General features: G+C 36.8%; 16 protein-coding genes and 2 riboswitches. Of the genes, 5 read left to right on the top strand and 11 right to left on the bottom strand.

Annotated features, from left to right (window positions below; all coding sequences use genetic code 11):
* From NSQ92_RS24415 to NSQ92_RS24370, 10 genes are all read right to left on the bottom strand, one after another.
* Complete coding sequence (locus tag NSQ92_RS24415; RefSeq protein WP_047944196.1) at nt 1-552, bottom strand: bifunctional adenosylcobinamide kinase/adenosylcobinamide-phosphate guanylyltransferase; 552 nt, start codon at nt 550-552, stop codon at nt 1-3.
* Entirely contained in the window at nt 522-1613 is a 1092-nt protein-coding gene (gene cobD / locus NSQ92_RS24410; RefSeq protein ID WP_341153284.1) for a threonine-phosphate decarboxylase CobD, read from the bottom strand. Before cobD ends, NSQ92_RS24415 begins: the two co-directional genes overlap by 31 nt.
* Nucleotides 1588-2550 carry an adenosylcobinamide-phosphate synthase CbiB gene (gene cbiB / locus NSQ92_RS24405; protein ID WP_341153283.1) on the bottom strand — a complete coding sequence of 321 codons (963 nt, stop codon included), beginning with the start codon at nt 2548-2550 and terminating at the stop codon, nt 1588-1590. The genes cobD and cbiB overlap by 26 nt, the downstream gene beginning before the upstream one ends.
* Entirely contained in the window at nt 2547-4013 is a 1467-nt protein-coding gene (locus NSQ92_RS24400; RefSeq protein ID WP_061800152.1) for an adenosylcobinamide amidohydrolase, read from the bottom strand. The genes cbiB and NSQ92_RS24400 overlap by 4 nt, the downstream gene beginning before the upstream one ends.
* Entirely contained in the window at nt 4013-5050 is a 1038-nt protein-coding gene (locus NSQ92_RS24395) for a FecCD family ABC transporter permease (RefSeq protein ID WP_341153282.1), read from the bottom strand. The genes NSQ92_RS24400 and NSQ92_RS24395 overlap by 1 nt, the downstream gene beginning before the upstream one ends.
* Nucleotides 5037-6002 (bottom strand): ABC transporter substrate-binding protein, encoded by a 966-nt coding sequence (locus NSQ92_RS24390; protein ID WP_341153281.1) that lies wholly within the window; start codon nt 6000-6002, stop codon nt 5037-5039. The genes NSQ92_RS24395 and NSQ92_RS24390 overlap by 14 nt, the downstream gene beginning before the upstream one ends.
* Nucleotides 6003-6128: 126 nt before the next feature.
* Nucleotides 6129-6327, bottom strand: a riboswitch (cobalamin riboswitch).
* 80 nt (nt 6328-6407) lie between these two features.
* Nucleotides 6408-7124: a DNA/RNA nuclease SfsA gene (sfsA, locus tag NSQ92_RS24385; protein WP_235844526.1), complete on the bottom strand. Its 717-nt coding sequence runs from the start codon at nt 7122-7124 to the stop codon at nt 6408-6410.
* 27 nt (nt 7125-7151) lie between these two features.
* Complete coding sequence (locus NSQ92_RS24380) at nt 7152-7928, bottom strand: hypothetical protein (protein WP_047944203.1); 777 nt, start codon at nt 7926-7928, stop codon at nt 7152-7154.
* A gap of 312 nt (nt 7929-8240) precedes the next feature.
* Nucleotides 8241-8399: a hypothetical protein gene (locus NSQ92_RS24375; RefSeq protein ID WP_341153280.1), complete on the bottom strand. Its 159-nt coding sequence runs from the start codon at nt 8397-8399 to the stop codon at nt 8241-8243.
* Nucleotides 8400-8499: 100 nt separating this feature from the next.
* Nucleotides 8500-9834: a 5'-deoxyadenosine deaminase gene (locus NSQ92_RS24370; protein WP_047944204.1), complete on the bottom strand. Its 1335-nt coding sequence runs from the start codon at nt 9832-9834 to the stop codon at nt 8500-8502.
* A 63-nt stretch (nt 9835-9897) separates the two neighbouring features.
* Nucleotides 9898-9996: riboswitch (purine riboswitch) on the bottom strand.
* A 227-nt stretch (nt 9997-10223) separates the two neighbouring features.
* Between NSQ92_RS24370 and mgtE the strand changes: the two genes are divergently transcribed.
* From mgtE to NSQ92_RS24345, 5 genes are all read left to right on the top strand, one after another.
* Nucleotides 10224-11582 carry a magnesium transporter gene (gene mgtE / locus NSQ92_RS24365; RefSeq protein WP_047944205.1) on the top strand — a complete coding sequence of 453 codons (1359 nt, stop codon included), beginning with the start codon at nt 10224-10226 and terminating at the stop codon, nt 11580-11582.
* 154 nt (nt 11583-11736) lie between these two features.
* Nucleotides 11737-12897 carry an FtsW/RodA/SpoVE family cell cycle protein gene (locus tag NSQ92_RS24360; protein ID WP_047944206.1) on the top strand — a complete coding sequence of 387 codons (1161 nt, stop codon included), beginning with the start codon at nt 11737-11739 and terminating at the stop codon, nt 12895-12897.
* Nucleotides 12898-13173: 276 nt separating this feature from the next.
* Nucleotides 13174-13626 (top strand): Dps family protein, encoded by a 453-nt coding sequence (locus NSQ92_RS24355; protein ID WP_047944207.1) that lies wholly within the window; start codon nt 13174-13176, stop codon nt 13624-13626.
* Between the two features lie 177 nt (nt 13627-13803).
* On the top strand, nt 13804-14463 hold the full coding sequence (locus tag NSQ92_RS24350) for a potassium channel family protein (RefSeq protein WP_341153279.1): 660 nt from the start codon (nt 13804-13806) through the stop codon (nt 14461-14463).
* A gap of 296 nt (nt 14464-14759) precedes the next feature.
* On the top strand, nt 14760-16265 hold the full coding sequence (locus NSQ92_RS24345) for a mechanosensitive ion channel (protein WP_341153278.1): 1506 nt from the start codon (nt 14760-14762) through the stop codon (nt 16263-16265).
* Nucleotides 16266-16464: 199 nt separating this feature from the next.
* Here the strand turns inward: NSQ92_RS24345 and NSQ92_RS24340 are convergent, their stop codons facing one another.
* A complete protein-coding gene (locus NSQ92_RS24340) occupies nt 16465-17250 on the bottom strand; it encodes a divergent polysaccharide deacetylase family protein (protein ID WP_095331064.1) in 786 nt (261 codons plus the stop codon).
* Between the last annotated feature and the right edge of the window lie 29 nt (nt 17251-17279).

The following is a 17279-nucleotide window of genomic DNA, read 5'->3' as shown; positions in this document are numbered from 1 at the left end:
TTATCCTCCCTTCTTCCGTTGTGCGATTCCGTTTTCTACTAGATATGCCTCATGTGCATGCTGTACGAGAAAATGATGCAGCCGATTTAAAATCCTGCAATATTTCTGTACATCTGGATCGAGAGACGGTTCATATGTAACCTCATTACTTACAAGGATAAGATAACGGCAACTTCGGCTTAGTTCTACTAGATCCTTTTTCAGCTTTCCCTCTATCCCTTCCTGTTGTTTATCTTGGAAAAAAAGTTCATTATTGACCAAAACGGTTAAACAATCGAGCAAAACAACATCCTTTTTTGTAAAGACAGCCGCTAACTCCCCAATATCAACTGGCTTTTCATAGCTATTCCATTTCACCTTTTGTGCCTCTCTGTTTTGTTGGTGTCTGATAATTCTTTCTTCCATTTCAGCATCCGTAATGACAGCAGTAGCGATATAATGCAATTCTGCTCTTTCATCTTGCGCATATTTGATTGCCAATCTCTCAGCAAGCGAAGATTTTCCACTTCTCACGCCACCAGTTACAAAGATGATGGATGATTTTGTTTCCATTTAGTTAACACTCCCCGCAATCGCTGATTCTGTTCTATGCTTTTAATCGCAAACCGCAGCCAGCTTCCTTCTAAACTTGGATAATTATATGTATGTCTTGCAATGATGCCATTGTTTAGCAGAAAAGTAAGGAATTCCTTTTGATCCGTTAACCTTTGATCCTTTAACAAGTAATAATTAGCAGCAGAGTTGGAGTACGCAAAATATTCATTCTTAAAGAAGGAAAATAGCTTTTTCTTCTCCTCTTCTATATAGCTTTGCGTTTTTTTTAGAAACTCTTCCTGCTCTATTAATAACTCGCCAGCCTTTAAAGCAATTCCGTTTATACTCCATTGTGTTTGCAAATGCTGCAGTTGTGCAATTAGTTCTTCTGATGCTAATACGTAGCCTAGGCGTATTCCTGGTATACTGTACATTTTAGTTAAAGAACGTAAAATAATGAGATTTGGGTAATTTTTTAAGAGCGGAAGCATATCCTCATATCCAACTACAAAATCATAGAAAGCTTCATCTAGAACAACGGAACAATCGTTTTGCATACAAATATCCAATAACTCTTCTACTAATTTCTTCGGATAAAATATCCCTGTTGGATTATTAGGATTACATAAAAATACAGCATCGACTTGACGAATATCCTTTTCCAATTTAGCGGGAGACAGCTCCCATCCTGTTTCTGCGAATAAATAATAATGATAGATGTCGCAATTATTAATCCGGCACACTTCTTCATATTCAGAAAAGGCTGGCTGAAGAAGCAATACCTTTTTTCCCGTCAGAATTCTCCCTAATAAGGAAATGATTTCCGCAGCTCCATTTCCAATCAAAAGCTGCTTGGAAGGAATTCCATAGTGGTTTGAAATTTTTTCTTTTAGGCGACTTGCAAAAGGATCTGGATAAAGATGAACGGTCTGAAAAAGGTCATTCCACTTCTTTAATAAAATCGGCGGAGGTCCTAATGGATTAATATTTGCACTAAAATCAATTGCATCCACTGGCATTTCTAAATTTGTCTTTTCATATATATACTGGGGATTAGCTCCATGCATTGGCCAGTTCAAATCCAATTCCTCCTATAAATAAAAAAAGATAGAAGTAAACAACTGCTTTATTAGCAATTTTAGTCGACTCGATAATATGTTTCTTTCCTAAAGGCTGCAGTGCTGTTCCCATTCTAGCCCGATCTGATTTCTGTCCTCGATAATAATTAATCCCACCGAGCTGTATGCCAAGGAGAATAGCAGTTACTGCTTCCCCCCAGCCGCTGTTTGGAGATGGATGCTTCTTCGCATCTTGGAATAGCAGCTTCCAGGCTTCCTTTTTCGAATGGAAAGGAGTACGACTAACCAAAAGCAAAAGCATTGCTGTTATTCGACTCGGCAAGTAGTTAACAATATCATCACATTTCGCAGCATAATACCCGAATTCTCTATATTTATCATTCTTATAACCAACCATGCTGTCACATGTATTAATGGCCCTATACACAAGACTGAAAGGAGCACCACCAATAAATGCCCAAAACAGTGGAGCTGTAATGCCATCACTAGTGTTTTCTGCCACAGTCTCTACCGTTGCCCGGACAATTTCTTTTTCCTCTAACTGCTCTGTATCTCTTCCCACAATATAAGACAGCTTTCTTCTTGCCAGCACTAGATCATTAGCCTGCAATGGTTCATAGACCTCTATCGCAGCATCCTTCAGACTCTTCTGGGCAATGGTTGTGGCGATAAGTAGAGCTTCTATTATTACGCCGATCCACCAATGAAGCTGATAGCTAATATAAACAAGGAAACAGCTAAGCAAAAAGGTAAGCACTAAAACACTCATGAGCATCCATAATCCTTTTAACTGCCGATTTCTCCCCTTATTTAATCTTTGATCTAAATAGGAAATTAACTTTCCCATCCATTTCACAGGATGTGGCCAGCTTGGAGGATCCCCAATCAACTTATCTAAAATAATCGCAATGGTAATGCTGATTAAATGACCGATCATTTAGCTGCCAGCCTCCTATCCCTTTTATCTAATGACTTTGTTAAACAGTGATAGACCCCTTCTGCTATACACTTCCCAAGTGAAGTAATCGTACCGGCAAATTCAAGGTATGTTCCTACTTGAGTGGCAGCGACCGATATACTATCTGTTGATGTACCTGTTGCAATAGTTCCTGTTTCCATATCCTTTATTTTCCGATCACGCAAGACGGCTGCTTTTGCTTCGGTAGCAGTAATGACACTTTGCAAAAAGGCTTGCTCTGATAATGTCCCATTGACAAAAATCCAAGTATTAATGGTCCCTGGATGGAACGAGGATGAATGCGCGTTTGTCTTAGCTGCATCGACAGCATTTCCTACTCCACCTGTTACCACAATCATGACAGAGAAATCCCCTTGCTCTAATAACTGATAGGCTGCATCTTCTGTATGAACAGCTGTCATCATTCCGACTGTCTCTTGTGGGCTAAAGCCATTTTGAAGCAAATACTCGTACATGTCTTTCCGGTAATCCTCGCAGCGGTATGTCTTATCTACATGGCGGTTTACAAAGTTTTTATACCAGCCCATCCCAGCACCCGTTACGCCAGATGAAAGCGTGTATAATGGGAAAGGAGCCTTCATTTCTACTCTTTCTGAAGTAACAGTAATTGCCGTTGTATCTATTTGAACTTTCTTTCTCTCTAGCTCTCTTGGCACAAGCGCTATTTGAGAAGCTGGTATGCTTGGATGAAAAGTATTTTTCACATTTGTCTTATAGATTCTTTTCACTCTTTTTTCTTGCAATACATCAGAAGGAGAGGCATCTACTTCTACTTTTCCATCATGTAATAAAAGGAGTCGATCACAATATAATCCTGCCAAGTTTAAATCATGAAAGATACAAACAATTGTTAGGTCTTTTTCTCTGCTCCATTCTCTTAAGCTATCCAATAACTCCTTCTGGTAGGATAGATCCAAATGGTTAGTAGGTTCATCTAACAGAAGGATTTCTGGCTCTTGTGCCAGGGCCTGAGCCAAATAAACACGCTGCTTTTCCCCGCCAGACAATGCATGAATAGACTTGTCTTGAAAAACAAAGACCCCCGTTTGTTTCATTACTCGTGTGATTACTTCTTCATCTTTAGAAGTCCAGGACTGAAACAGCCCCGATTGATGTGCATACCTCCCGAGCGATACAATTTCTCGAACAGTATAGGAAAATGATTCATTCACATGCTGAGAAAGCACGGCGACTACCTTTGCTAATTCTTTTGTTTTATACTGGTCAATGGATGTGCCCTTTATCTCCACCTGTCCCTCTCGCGGGGCTAAAATACCGCTGATAATTTTCATTAGAGTCGTTTTCCCACTGCCATTTGGCCCAAGGATACCAATCATTTCCCCTTTATTCACAGAAAAAGAAATATTCTGTAAAATTTGTTTTGTTTCATATTGAAAAAAGAGATTTCGTACATTCAGCATTATTTTAAACTCCTCTTCCTTCTTCTCATTAATAATCCTGCAAACACTGGAGCACCTACTATAGCTGTTATGACCCCTATCGGGAGTTCTGTCGGAGAGATAATCGTCCTAGCCAATAAATCAGCCAAAATCATAAAACCACTGCCAGCAAAAAGAGAGACTCCCATTAAATATCTGTGATCAGGACCTACGATAATCCGGACAAAGTGTGGAATCACAAGACCTATAAATCCGATCGTACCAGATACAGCAACAGCCGCACCTGTTAACATGGAACCAGCCAGCAAAATAACCATTTTTCTTCTCTGTACATGGATCCCTAAATGCTGGGCTCTTTCTTCGCCAAATGCTAAAGCATTTAATTCCTTTCCTTGCGAAAGAAGGAGACCGGAACCAACTACAAAAAAAGGCAGGATAATTTTAATGTATTCCCATCCTCTCATAGAGACACTTCCAAGTAACCAGCCTATAATTTGGCGTAGTTCGTTCCCTGTTAATGCAATCATAAGAGAAATAAATGCACTTAGAAAAGAACCAATAATGATGCCCGTTAAAATAATTGTTTCAACCCGCATGGCAGGGTCCATTTTTTTTGCAAAAAAAACGACAAATAATATCGTCAGAAAGGAGAATAATACACTCATAAATGGCAAAGTCAATCCGCCAAGAAACGGAATGGTAAAGTGGAAAAATAACGTAATAACGGCTCCAACCGATGCTCCAGATGAAACCCCAAGTGTATATGGGTCTGCCAATGGATTTCTTAATAATCCCTGAAATGCAGCTCCCGCTATGGAAAGACTGGCACCGACAAGTCCTGCCAAAAGCACTCTAGGGAGGCGAATATTTTGAACTATATTAACATGCATGGGATCGACATTCGTTAATATGCTTTCTGGTCCAATGTAGCTTGCAAATATTTTTAATACTGATAAAACAGGGACAGAGATGGTTCCAATGGATATTCCCATCACAATCGCAAAAAGGAGAAAAAAAGCGGCATAAACATAAGCCGCTTTTCTTTTATTTAAAAACATCCGGGTACACCGCTTTGGCAACTGCCTCTACTCCATCGACTAAACGAGGACCAGAACGAGTTACTGTGTCAGAATCTACATCTACTATTTGCTTTTCCTTTACTGCATTTATCTTTTCCCAGCCTTTTCTCGAGCTAATTTGCTCGATTGGACTTTTTTCTGAGTAGGCACCATAAGTAGTAATAATAACATCCGGATTAGCTGCAATTACTGCCTCTTGATCCACTTGAATCCAGCCTTCCTCAGAAATGATATTATTTGCGCGAATAGTGTCTAGCATCTCTTGCATAAATGTCTTTTTACCAGTCGTAAATAAATTTGGTTCCGCGTTTACTTCTATGTAAACTGCCTTTTTATCACTATCGGAAATGGCTGCTGCTTTCTTCTTGATAGCACTTAACTTTTCTTTCATGTCAGCAACAAGCTTGTTTGCCTCTTTCTCTGTTCCAGTGGCTTGTCCAATCATGTCCATGCTTTTATAAACATCTTCAAAAGAAGTGGCATCATTCACAACAACAACATCAATGCCCGCATCCCGGATTTGCTGCAAGCCTTCCGTAGAATTATGGGCGCTCGATGCATGTGCTAACACTACATCTGGATTTAGAGAGATTATTTTCTCCACATTAAAATCCATCCCGCCTACCTTCTCTTTTTCTGCCGCTTCTTTTGGATAGTTATCAAAGTCACTAACTCCAACTAACTCCTCCCCTAGCCCAAGCGCAAATATAATTTCCGTATTGCTAGGCATTAAGGAAACTATCTTTTCTGGTTTTTTCTCAATTACAACTTCTTGATCCAATCCATCCTTAATGGTGACAGGGAAGCTAGCCTCTTCTGTAGTAGTAGTTTGTTCTTTATTATGCTTATTTTCTGTCTTCGTTTCTCCGCAACCTGCAAGCACACCTACAACGAGCAGCATCGCTAACAGTATGGAATAAAACTTTTTCATCTAGTTCACCTTCCTAAATAAATATGGGAAAAATAAAAAACATCTCTATCATTGTCCATAGAGATGTTGGGATGTCTTCAAAAATATTTTCAAAGTGCTCCACACCTCCCTATCCTCGTAGGTTTATTTGGTGTATAGAGAATGGCAGGTCTCCTGACTCATGATTTTCGCCACATGAAGCCTTCCCATACATCCGTACAGTGGCACTTTTCCATGCTGCAATCATTTACAGTGGCGGGACCGTGTTAGATTCTCACTAACTTCCCTTTTAAGAGACTTCTGGTAAAAAGGCTAAAGAATTCCTCATCAACCATTTCCCAAAAGTCTCACCATCATCTATCTATTTTATTTTTCGTCTTTTCTGATTATACAATTAAAGGATGTGTAAATAAATATATTCCTTTACTAAAGTTTTAAAAATGGGTCGACAGGAACCGCATGGCCTAATGCTATTCCCTGCTCTGACAATATGCAGGTGTAGCTTAATAATTGCACCCCAGCATGTGCAGCTTCTTCCAAGCTTTTTGCGAATACTGGATCAATTGCAGCTGCTCCTGTCACTATTTCCACATCTTCTCTCTGCACAACAAATAAAATAGCTGTTTTTATTATTCCTTCTCTCGCAATAGCAGTTAATTCTTGCACATGCTTAGAACCCCTTTTGGTTACAGCGTCTGGAAACATCCCAATTCCATTGCTCGCTAAGGTGACACTCTTTACTTCGAGAAGCAGCTGATTGCCTTTTATATCTTTTAATAAGAAATCCCATCGTGAACTACCATAGGTATATTCAGACTTAACCCAATGATAAGTAGAAAGCTCCTCTATCATGGCTTCCTTTAACATTAATTCGACTAACTTATTAGGATACGTAGTATTTATTGACACAAGCAGTCCATTTGATTCCACATATACAGCCGTCCACTTTGTTTTCCGATTAGGATTCATGCTCGGAAGAACATAAATCACAGCCCCTTCAACTAAAAGTTCGATCAGCCGCCCTGGATCTGCCAAATGGACCTTTTCTATTTCTTCTGTTTCCTGATTATAACAGTGTAAAATAAACCGATTAGGGCGCTCCACAAACGTCATTTTCTTTAATGCTGCCGGAAAGCTTACCATTACTTTTCCCCTCATATTCGTCACCAATTAAACGATAGCTAATTGCCATTCTCTTAATTTTTTATCAAAAACAAGTAAAGCATCACTTTTTTTCTTAGCGTTCTTCTCATATTCTTCATACATATCATCCATATTATCAAAATCCCCTAAAACCCAAATTGGTATCTCCAGCTTCAATCGTGTTTGATAGGCTTTTTCAATAGATAGTACCATGCCCTCACTCATATAACGTTTTAACTCTGTTACAATTTCTTTCGGAAGAGGCGGATAAAGCCTTTTCTTTTTAATTCCCAACAACGCTTTCTCTAATTTAAGTTCTGTCACTTTATTTGCAATAACCTCACAAAATAATTGATAAAAGGACTCCATGTTTTTATAATAAATTTTATTAAACCAGCCGTCATCATGAGCTAAATAGGCATATTGGTTGTTTAATTGTTGAAAAAATGGCTTTTTTAAAGGCTCCTGTTTATGTCCCAAATACAAGAGTTCCGCAATCGTTTGCCCTTCTAAAATATCTAATGTTTCCGTCTCATCAAAATCGACCCATACAAAGTCCCCATATCCATAAACATCTTCCATCGATAACGATGCTAATTTATTGTTTGGAACATATTCGAACTGAGTATGTATATGAAATTCTCCATCTTCAAACTGATGCTTTAACAACAAAATAGAGGCAAGAGTATCAGCAAGAATCCTGTAAAACTCTCTAAACTCTATACCATAAGAAAGCACAAAACGTTCTTTCTCATTTAGATGGATATAAACCACATCTCGAATATCATTATTACCTTTTTTCATCAAGTAAACCTCCAAACATTATTAGCTTGTAAACTTAAAGAGCTTTAGCTTACTTTCTTGTTACCGAAATCGCCTTTACTCCATTTTATCGAAATCATGACAAGAAATATTCTCTTGTTTTTATATATTATATTTAAATTCCATGATCTGCTTATACATACTATCCATCATACATCTAGTTGTACTTATTGTAACCATTTTAGTTTAACAAAAAAGAGGAAAAATAGCTTACATAATCTAAAATTTAGAAAAAAAAGGAAGTAAATACTTGGCATGTGAATCATTTAGGGAGAAAGCTAACTGGAATATTCATTAATATTGCGGATTATTCAGCCAAGAGACATCCATCAGAGCGATTTTAGTTAATTTTGTGCTGTTCAAAGGGGCAGTAATAGTCTTTTTTAGATGAATTTTAATGTTTTTAGCTAAATAATTGATTTTATCAGGCAAACTTCTGATTTTATCAGCCAATCTCGACCACTTACCTCCCCCCCAACAAAAATACACCGTACTAGGAAATGGAATAACGCAATTTTCCAAAATCCTAGTAACGGTGTCAGTCAAATCCAGCTCAACTTATGGTTGTTTTGCTTAACAATCTTTTCATACTTTTATCCGCTTCTTTTAGCACGATACTTTTATCTATTGTTTTCATGATTTTATTTTCCATTACTATTCTACCGTCTATAATGGTTGTTTCTACATCTGCTCGTGTTGCGGAATAGACAATTCTTGAGATAGGATCAACATCATAGGACGGAAAGGTATGAAAATTTTGCAGGTTTAAAATAGCTAAATCTGCTCGCTTGCCAATTTCCAGACTGCCAATTTCCTTTTCAAGTCCGACTGCTTTTGCTCCGCCTAAGGTTGCCATGCGGAACACTGTTCTCGCATCCATTGCTGTTGGTCCATGTATTGGCTTTTGAATAAGTGCAGCTAATCTCATTTCATTAAACATATCCAAGTTATTATTACACGGAGCCCCATCTGCCCCTAAACTGACGGAAACATGATTGCAAGTAAGATGGTGTGTATCAGCTATCCCTGATGCTAGCTTTAAATTAGAGCCGGGACAATGACTAACATGGACACCCTTCTCTTGAATAATCCGCTTTTCTTCTTCATCCAGCCATATACAATGCGCCAATATCAAGCGGTCATTTGCTAAACCGAGATGATCTAAGTACACCACATTCCTCATACCTGTTTCTTTTTGCACGATTTGAATTTCTCCCTTATTTTCTGAGGCATGGGTGTGCACTTTTACACCATATTTATCTGAAAGAATCTTCACCTCTTTCAATAGCTCTTCCGTACAAGAAACCACAAATCTTGGCGAAAAGGCATATTGAATTCTTCCATTATCAAAGCCATCCCATTTTTCTAATAAATCTACACTCTGTTGAATAGACTCCGCTGTTAATTCCTGCAATGCTAAGGGGACTTCATCTCCTTTATCCATCATTACCTTTCCAGAAACAGCCCGGATTCCACTTTCCGCAAGTGCGCGAAAAGCATGTTCCGTATGATGAACCGTTTCCATATCAACAATCGTTGTTGTCCCGCTTTCCAATAGCTCTCCAATACCAAGCATGGCGGAATAATAAATAGATTCCTCGTCATGAGCAGCCTCAAGTGGCCAGATCCTTTGTTTAAGCCAATCCATTAGCTCAAGATCATCCCCTTTTCCGCGAAAAAGTGTCTGGCATAAGTGAATATGAGTCTGAACAAACCCAGGAATTACCGTTCTATTTGTCGCATCAATCATTTTATCTACGTGATTTTTTTCAAGATTCTCTCCTATTTCCTTAATGATATTCCCTTCTATATAAATATCTCCGGTTATAATTTCTTCTGCTTGATTCATTGTGACTATCTGTGCATTTTTGATTAACATATTTCCCATTTAAACTCCCCCATGCTTGTTTAAATTTCCGCATAAACACAAAAAAACTACGAAAAATATGCTAGTTCAAAGCATATTTTTCGTAGCAAGAAATTTACGGTTTCCAGTAGAGACCCTTAACCCAATTATTAAGGATATACGAAAAAAAGGCGCAATAGCAGCAGTTGCCTGCGGTCATGCATGTTATACCCTTATTTTAATCGAGAGGCAATTCTTTTCAAGTTAATTGTCAGAAAACTTAACAATATTTTTTCAAGGGATCTGTTTTTTCTCAAAATCTCCTTTTTTACAAAGATTTATCCATTTCATTCTTTCACTTAATTACATATAATAAAACAGGGTATATGTCGAATAATAGCCTATAAACATCGGAAGGGAGAGTGAGAAGTATGATACACAAAATGACAGAAAATCAGATCACACTTCACATCATTCAGACACTAAAAGATAATAAAAAATCTGAATTTGAATCCATCGTTGATGAGCTACAACCATATGATATAGCTCAAATTTATGAGAGTCTCCCCGATAAGCATAGAGCTCGTTTTTTGCTTTTCTTAAAAGTCGACTTATTAGCCCATCTCTTGGAGGAATTGGATAAAGAGGAACAGCTGGAAGTTCTAAATACATTAGGAATGGACAAAACAGGGAAAGTTCTAGATTTAATGGACAATGATGACCTAGCTTCCCTTTTAAATGAACTAGCACCAGAAAGAATTAAAGAACTCCTTTCTGGAATGAAAAAAGAAGAATCCATTATTGTACAAAACTTAATGAACTACCCAGATGAAACTGCTGGACGTCTTATGACGAATCGTTTTGTCTGGATTCGTGACTATTACACTACGCGTGAAGCTGTCGATAAACTAAAATCGTTTGCAGATTTCGCGGAAACATTAAGCTATTTATACGTCATTGATCAGAATAGAAAATTAGTTGGTGTTGTTTCCTATCGTGATCTTTTGATTGCTGAACCGCAGGACAAAATTCGTGACATTATGTATGAACGGGTTATTAGTGTAACAGTGCATCAGGACCAAGAAGAAGTAGCGCAAACCATCCAAAAATATGATTTCTTAGCCATTCCCGTTGTTAATGAAGAAAATATCTTAATGGGGATTGTTACAGTTGATGATATGATTGATGTCGTTTTTCAAGAAGCAAATGAAGATATCGAAAAGCTTTCAGCTTCAGGTAAATCGATAGACTTTGATACAAAAGCATCTGTTGCAGCCTACAGAAGACTTCCTTGGTTAATCTTGCTGCTTTTTATTGGGGTTGTATCTGGCAGTATTATAAGCAATTATGAGGATGTTCTTACAAAAGTTGTAGCATTATCTTTTTTTATGCCGATGATTTCTGGAATGACTGGGAACACGGGAACACAATCATTAGCTGTTGTTGTTCGCGGACTTATTTCTAATACGATTAATAAAGCAGTTGTAACAAAACTGATTTTTAGGGAATTATTAGTTGGTTTGATCATTGGGATTACCTGCGGCGTTATTATTACGATTATTGCCTATGTCTGGCAAAGCGATCTCATGCTTGGCTTAGTCGTTGGTCTTTCTTTAATTTGTACGCTTATCATTGGAACGCTATCCGGCACTATTATTCCCATTATTCTTTATAAGTTAAATATTGACCCAGCAGTAGCGTCTGGACCATTAATTACAACTCTTAATGATATATTTTCGTTATTTATTTACTTCGGAATCGCACAAATTTTTCTTGCCCATTTAATGTGAAAGAAAAGACTGTCTGTCAAAAGGCAGTCTTTTTAAATCCTGTCTATTTTTTCCACCTATCTTTTTTTATCGATTATGAAAAATAAGGAAACAATTCTGTTTCCATTTCCGTCTATATAAATAGGTAAGAAATTTGGACTAGGGGTTTGCAGAAATGAGAACAAGAAATGTTTTTTCTGAAAGATTTGATTGGACATTATGTCTTTTGCTTATGTTATTTTGTCTAGTTAGCAGTATTGCTATATACAGCGCGAACGCTGCTTACTTACAATCACAAATTATGTGGTATGTTATTGGCGCGGTTGTAATTGCCATTATTATGTATTTTGATAATGAGCAGATTCAACAAATCACTTGGATTTTGTATGGAATAGGGGCCGTTTTATTAATCGGTCTTCTAGTTGCTCCAGAAACGGCATTTACTCCACGCAGAGGCGGAGCGCAAAGTTGGTATGTCATTCCCCATATTGGCAGTATTCAACCGTCTGAATATATGAAGGTCTTTTATATTTTAGCGATTGCTAAAGTTATAAATAATCATAATGTCAAAACCATTCATAAATCTCTGCGAACAGATTTTATTTTGATGTGTAAACTGGCGATCGTAGCTGGTGTTCCAATAGCATTAGTCATTTTGCAGGATTTTGGGACTACACTCGTGTTAATGGCTATATTAATTGGAATGATGCTAGTATCAGGAATTTCATGGAAACTGCTCATTCCTTTATATGGTGCTGCTGCTGCATTTGGTTCCAGTGTTTTATACTTAGCTATCTTCGGAAGAGAACTATTAGAAAAATATCTAGGAGTGGATCCCTATCAATTCGCTCGTGTTAATTCCTGGCTAGATCCTCATAATGCTGGCGATGATGGCTTGCAGTTAGTCAAATCGCTGATGGCGATAGGCTCTGGACTTATTAGTGGTAAAGGCTTAGGAAAAGAGGAAGTGTATATTCCCGAAAGACATACAGACTTTATTTTTACGATTATTGGGGAGGAGTACGGATTTATTGGGGGCAGTATTGTCATTATTCTTTATTTTCTTTTAATATTCCACCTAGTTCGAACTGCATTGCAAACAGCCAATCCCTACAGTATTTATATAAGTGTCGGGGTTATTAGTATGATTACATTCCACGTTTTTGAGAATATCGGAATGACTATACAATTATTGCCGATAACAGGGATTCCCCTTCCGTTTATAAGTTATGGGGGCAGCTCTCTAATGTGCAATTTAATGGCAATGGGACTCATATTTAGTATTCGTTATCACCATAAGTCTTATATGTTTTCTTCTAAATCTCTTTCTTTCTAATTATAAGGAACATTTAGACTCCGCGCATCGCTGAGTCTTTTTTTATATTTGTCCATTTGATGAAATCTTTCTCCCTTTTGTTTTCTTTCCTCTGTAATTAGGGTATATATTTTAATAGAACAACAAAAACTATAAAGAAATTTTAGCAGCAAAAAGATGACTATGTTTTATCTGATTGTAATAAAAACTAAATTAAAATAATTATAAATAAGTATTGATTTTAATTTAGAATTTGTTATAATTAATATATAATCAGTCGAAGGGAGTTTGTTAAACATGGGATTACAAACAAAAGTAGAATTACAAAAAGAACTAAACGTACAAATTGCTAACTGGAGCGTATTATACACAAAACTACATCAACATCACTGGTATGTAAAAGGACCATTTTTCTTCACACTTCATGAAAAATTCGAAGAGTTATATGACGAAGCTGGTGAAGCAGTAGATGAACTTGCAGAGCGCTTGCTTGCTATTGGTGGTAAACCTGTTTCTACATTAAAAGAATTTATCGAAACTTCCACATTACAAGAAAGTACGGAAAAACGATCTGCAAATGATATGGTGAAATCTTTAGTAGAGGATTATAGCCATATTAATACACAATTAAAAGCACTAGCAGCACATGCAGATGAATTAGAAGATGTGATTACCAATGATTTAGCCATTGATTTAATTGGCAAAATTGAAAAACACTTATGGATGTTAACTGCATACCTTTCTGAATAATATTGGAATGAATCAACCACTTTTTCGTCTTCTTAACGAAAAAGTGGTTTTTTATTTTCCCTTAAAGCTTCTTCTCCCTATTTATCTCTGAAAAGAAGAAAAATCATTTTCCTTCTTTTCGATAAAAAAGTATAATGATGGCAAAAGTATGTATTTTTCATCCCTAGGAGGATAAATATGAAAAAACAATTTGTTGTGATAGGATTAGGCAGCTTTGGTGGTAGCTTAGTGGAAGAATTTCATAAAATGGGGGCGGAAGTATTAGCCATTGATCAATCTCTTGAGAAAGTGGAAAAATATCGACCTTTCGCTACCCTTTGTGTGCAAATGACAAATATTACGGAGGCATCACTAACGCAAATCGGTATTCGGAATTTTGATCACGCTTTTGTTTCGTTTGGAGATGACGTCGAGTCTAGCACCCTTACGACCATGCTGTTAAAAGAGATGGGCCTTAGCAAGGTCTGGGTGAAAGCAGCCGATGTCTATCATAAACGCGTTTTAGAAAAAATCGGTGCTGACCGCGTCATTCATCCAGAACAGGATATGGCAAAAAGAATTGCCCACCATGTTGTTTCTGATAGTATGATTGATTATATCGAGCTTTCAAAAGAACACGGAATTGTGGAAATGGTAGCTTCTCCGAAAATACATAATAAGTCAATTTTAGATTTAGATGTCCGTGCTAATTATGGATGTACTATTATTGGCATTCAACGAGCAGGAGAAACAATTGTCTCTCCATCCGCAAATGAAGTAATCCATCAGGGCGATATCCTCATTATGGTTGGCAGTAATGACTGTTTATATAGATTCGAGGAAAAAGCATTAAGATAATCTTTTAGAAAAAATATAATAGAAATAGACTCTGCATGAGAAGGCTTTCAATATAGTCTTCTCTTTTTTATTGCCCCCCCTCATTCCTTAAACTCCATTTTATCCAACGTTTAATCCTATTCTCACTGGGTATTAAGTAGAATACATTAAGGCTGATTAAAGTTGTTGTTAATAGGAAACATATAAATTTCCTGAGCTCATTGGAACGAATAATTTTACTGATGTAAAAATCAACTTATTCCTATACGAAACAACATTCTTTAAAAATGCCTAATTTAAATCAAGGAGTGAAGAGTATGTACTATAACTGGAATTGGAATTCCTTTTGGGACAAGCTACCTGATTTTATTCTAGCAGTGGTCGTTTTAATTATCGGGTGGATTATTGCAAAAATTATAGAAAAGGCCCTCTATAAAGGACTGCAAAAAACAAATGTAGATGAGAAAATTTTCCCGGACGGAAAACCCCAAAAATATTCATCTGAAAAGATAATTAGTAAGATCGTATTCTATCTATTATTGGTTTTTGTCTTTACCCTATTCTTTAATATACTAAATTTAACGGTAATTACTTCTCCGTTAGTAAATCTGCTTTCCACCATTCTAGGAGCAATTCCAAATATTTTAAAGGCTGCATTAATTCTATTAATTGCCTGGGTAGTTGCTTCCGGATTAAAGTATCTTATTAAAAAGACAGGAAGCACTCTAAAGGTTCATGAGAGATTACAGAAATGGAATCTTGCAGAAAAGAATAACCCACAAAACATAATGGATAAAGTAGCTAACATTGTATTCTATTTAGTACTATTGTTATTCTTACCTGCTATCCTAGGTGCCCTTAACTTATATGGTGTTTCTGAACCATTTGCGAATATGCTTCAAAACATGCTTGCTTTCTTACCAAAACTTTTAGCAGCAGCATTAATCGTTTTAGTAGGCTGGTTTGTTGCAAAAATGGTACGTACAATTCTAACAAACTTCCTACAAGCAATCGGCACAGAAGCCTTAGCTAAACGCTTAGGTATTAACAAGCTTCTTGATAATGTAAGCATATCTTCTGTTATCGGGAACATTGTGTTCATTTTCATTCTCATCCCAACTGTTATTTCAGCGCTTGAGAAATTAGACATTCAAGGAATTTCTCAACCAGCTATTAACATGTTAAATGATATTCTAACAATGATTCCTAATATTGTGACAGCCATTATCCTTATCTTAATTGGTATTTGGATAGGCAAATGGGTAAAACAAATGGTTGTTACTTTATTAGTTAAACTAAGCTTAGATACGTATGTAAGAAAAATGGGTATAAACGCTAATACTAGTATTTCCAACATTATTGGGACAATTGTTCAAATTCTGATTGTTTTCTTATTAGCTGTACAAGCTTTAAATATTGTCGGACTTGAATTTTTAGTTACACTTTCTACCGCTGTTATTGCTTACTTACCAATGGTGATTGCTGCTATTGTCATTATTGGCGTCGGCTTATGGCTAGGTTATCTCGTACAGAAACTACTAAGCAGCGTTTTACAAGGCGGTCACTTTAAAGTGTTACCGGTTATCGCTAAATATGCGATTATCACTTTGTCTGTCTTTATGGCACTTGACCAATTAAAAGTAGCTTCTTCTATTGTCAATGCTGCCTTTATCTTAATCCTTGGCGGTCTTGCATTAGCATTTGGTCTTGCCTTTGGACTCGGCGGCAGAGAATTTGCTAAAAAACGTTTAGATAAACTGGATAGAAAAATGGAACAAACTTCTATTCAAAAACCAAATGATGATAATCCTTTAAATAGCTAACCAAGCTATAAAGGACAGGCGAAAAATTCTCGTCTGTCCTTTTTCTATATAGGTAAGACGATGTATTTTTACAGTATCTTCAAAACGGCTATTGTTATGAAACCCGTTTCATAGTTTAATCTAATTAGGAGAGTATAGACCAGCGTTATATACCAATTTCATTATTCGGTATAGCGTGATGGTTTTGCTCTTACATAAATTATGGTATGTCTGTATCCAACAGTTCATAGCCTTCTACTAGAGTCGAAAGCGGTACAATATCAGCATCTTTTTGATAAAGTGGAATGTACTCCTTTAAAACACTTACTACAGCTGGCCCAGAAACTCCGACATGGCCAATCGCAATAAATTCCTGTTCTGTATCTAGCTTTTTCGCTAATCGACTAGCTTGCTTATTAATATATTGACTTGTATATATATGATCAAAAAAAAGATCATTTTCTAAATAAGGGACATTTAATTCCTCGGCTAATTCCTTTATGACACTATTGCTTGTTGTCTTACTGTCTAAATAATAAAGACTATGGTTTCGACATTCTTCTAGAATAATCTTCATTACTCTTTTATCTTCCGTCGCCTTTGAACCCATATGATGATTCATCCCAACCGCATAAGGAATACTTTCAATCGCATCCTTCACCCGTTTTCTAATTTCTTGATCTGATAAATCTGTTGTAATAGCACCTGGTCCAAGCCAGCTCTTTTTCCCTTTTTTTGGTTCTAGCGGCAGATGAACGATCACTTCATGCCCTTTTTTATGGGCACGAATGGCATCTTCTTTACTTGTAGATAGAAAAGGCATAATTGCAACCGTAATAGGAACAGGTAGATTGAGCATCTCCTCTGTCCCCTTCATATTATTACCAAAATCATCAATGACGATGGCAAGCTCTTTTCTAACTTGATTTTTAGATGGAGCTGCCTCCTGAGCGGAGATTCCTAGCGGAAACGTAAGAAAACAGAAAAAGCATATTATTTTTTTCATGTTATAACCCACCTTGTTTTTCGTTAGTA

The sequence above is a fragment of the Niallia sp. FSL M8-0099 genome (genome assembly GCF_038006945.1).
GTDB classification, from domain to species: Bacteria; Bacillota; Bacilli; order Bacillales; family Cytobacillaceae; genus Niallia; species Niallia circulans.
The sequence above is the reverse complement of the archived record's forward strand: the minus strand, read 5'-3'. Positions and strand labels throughout refer to the sequence as shown.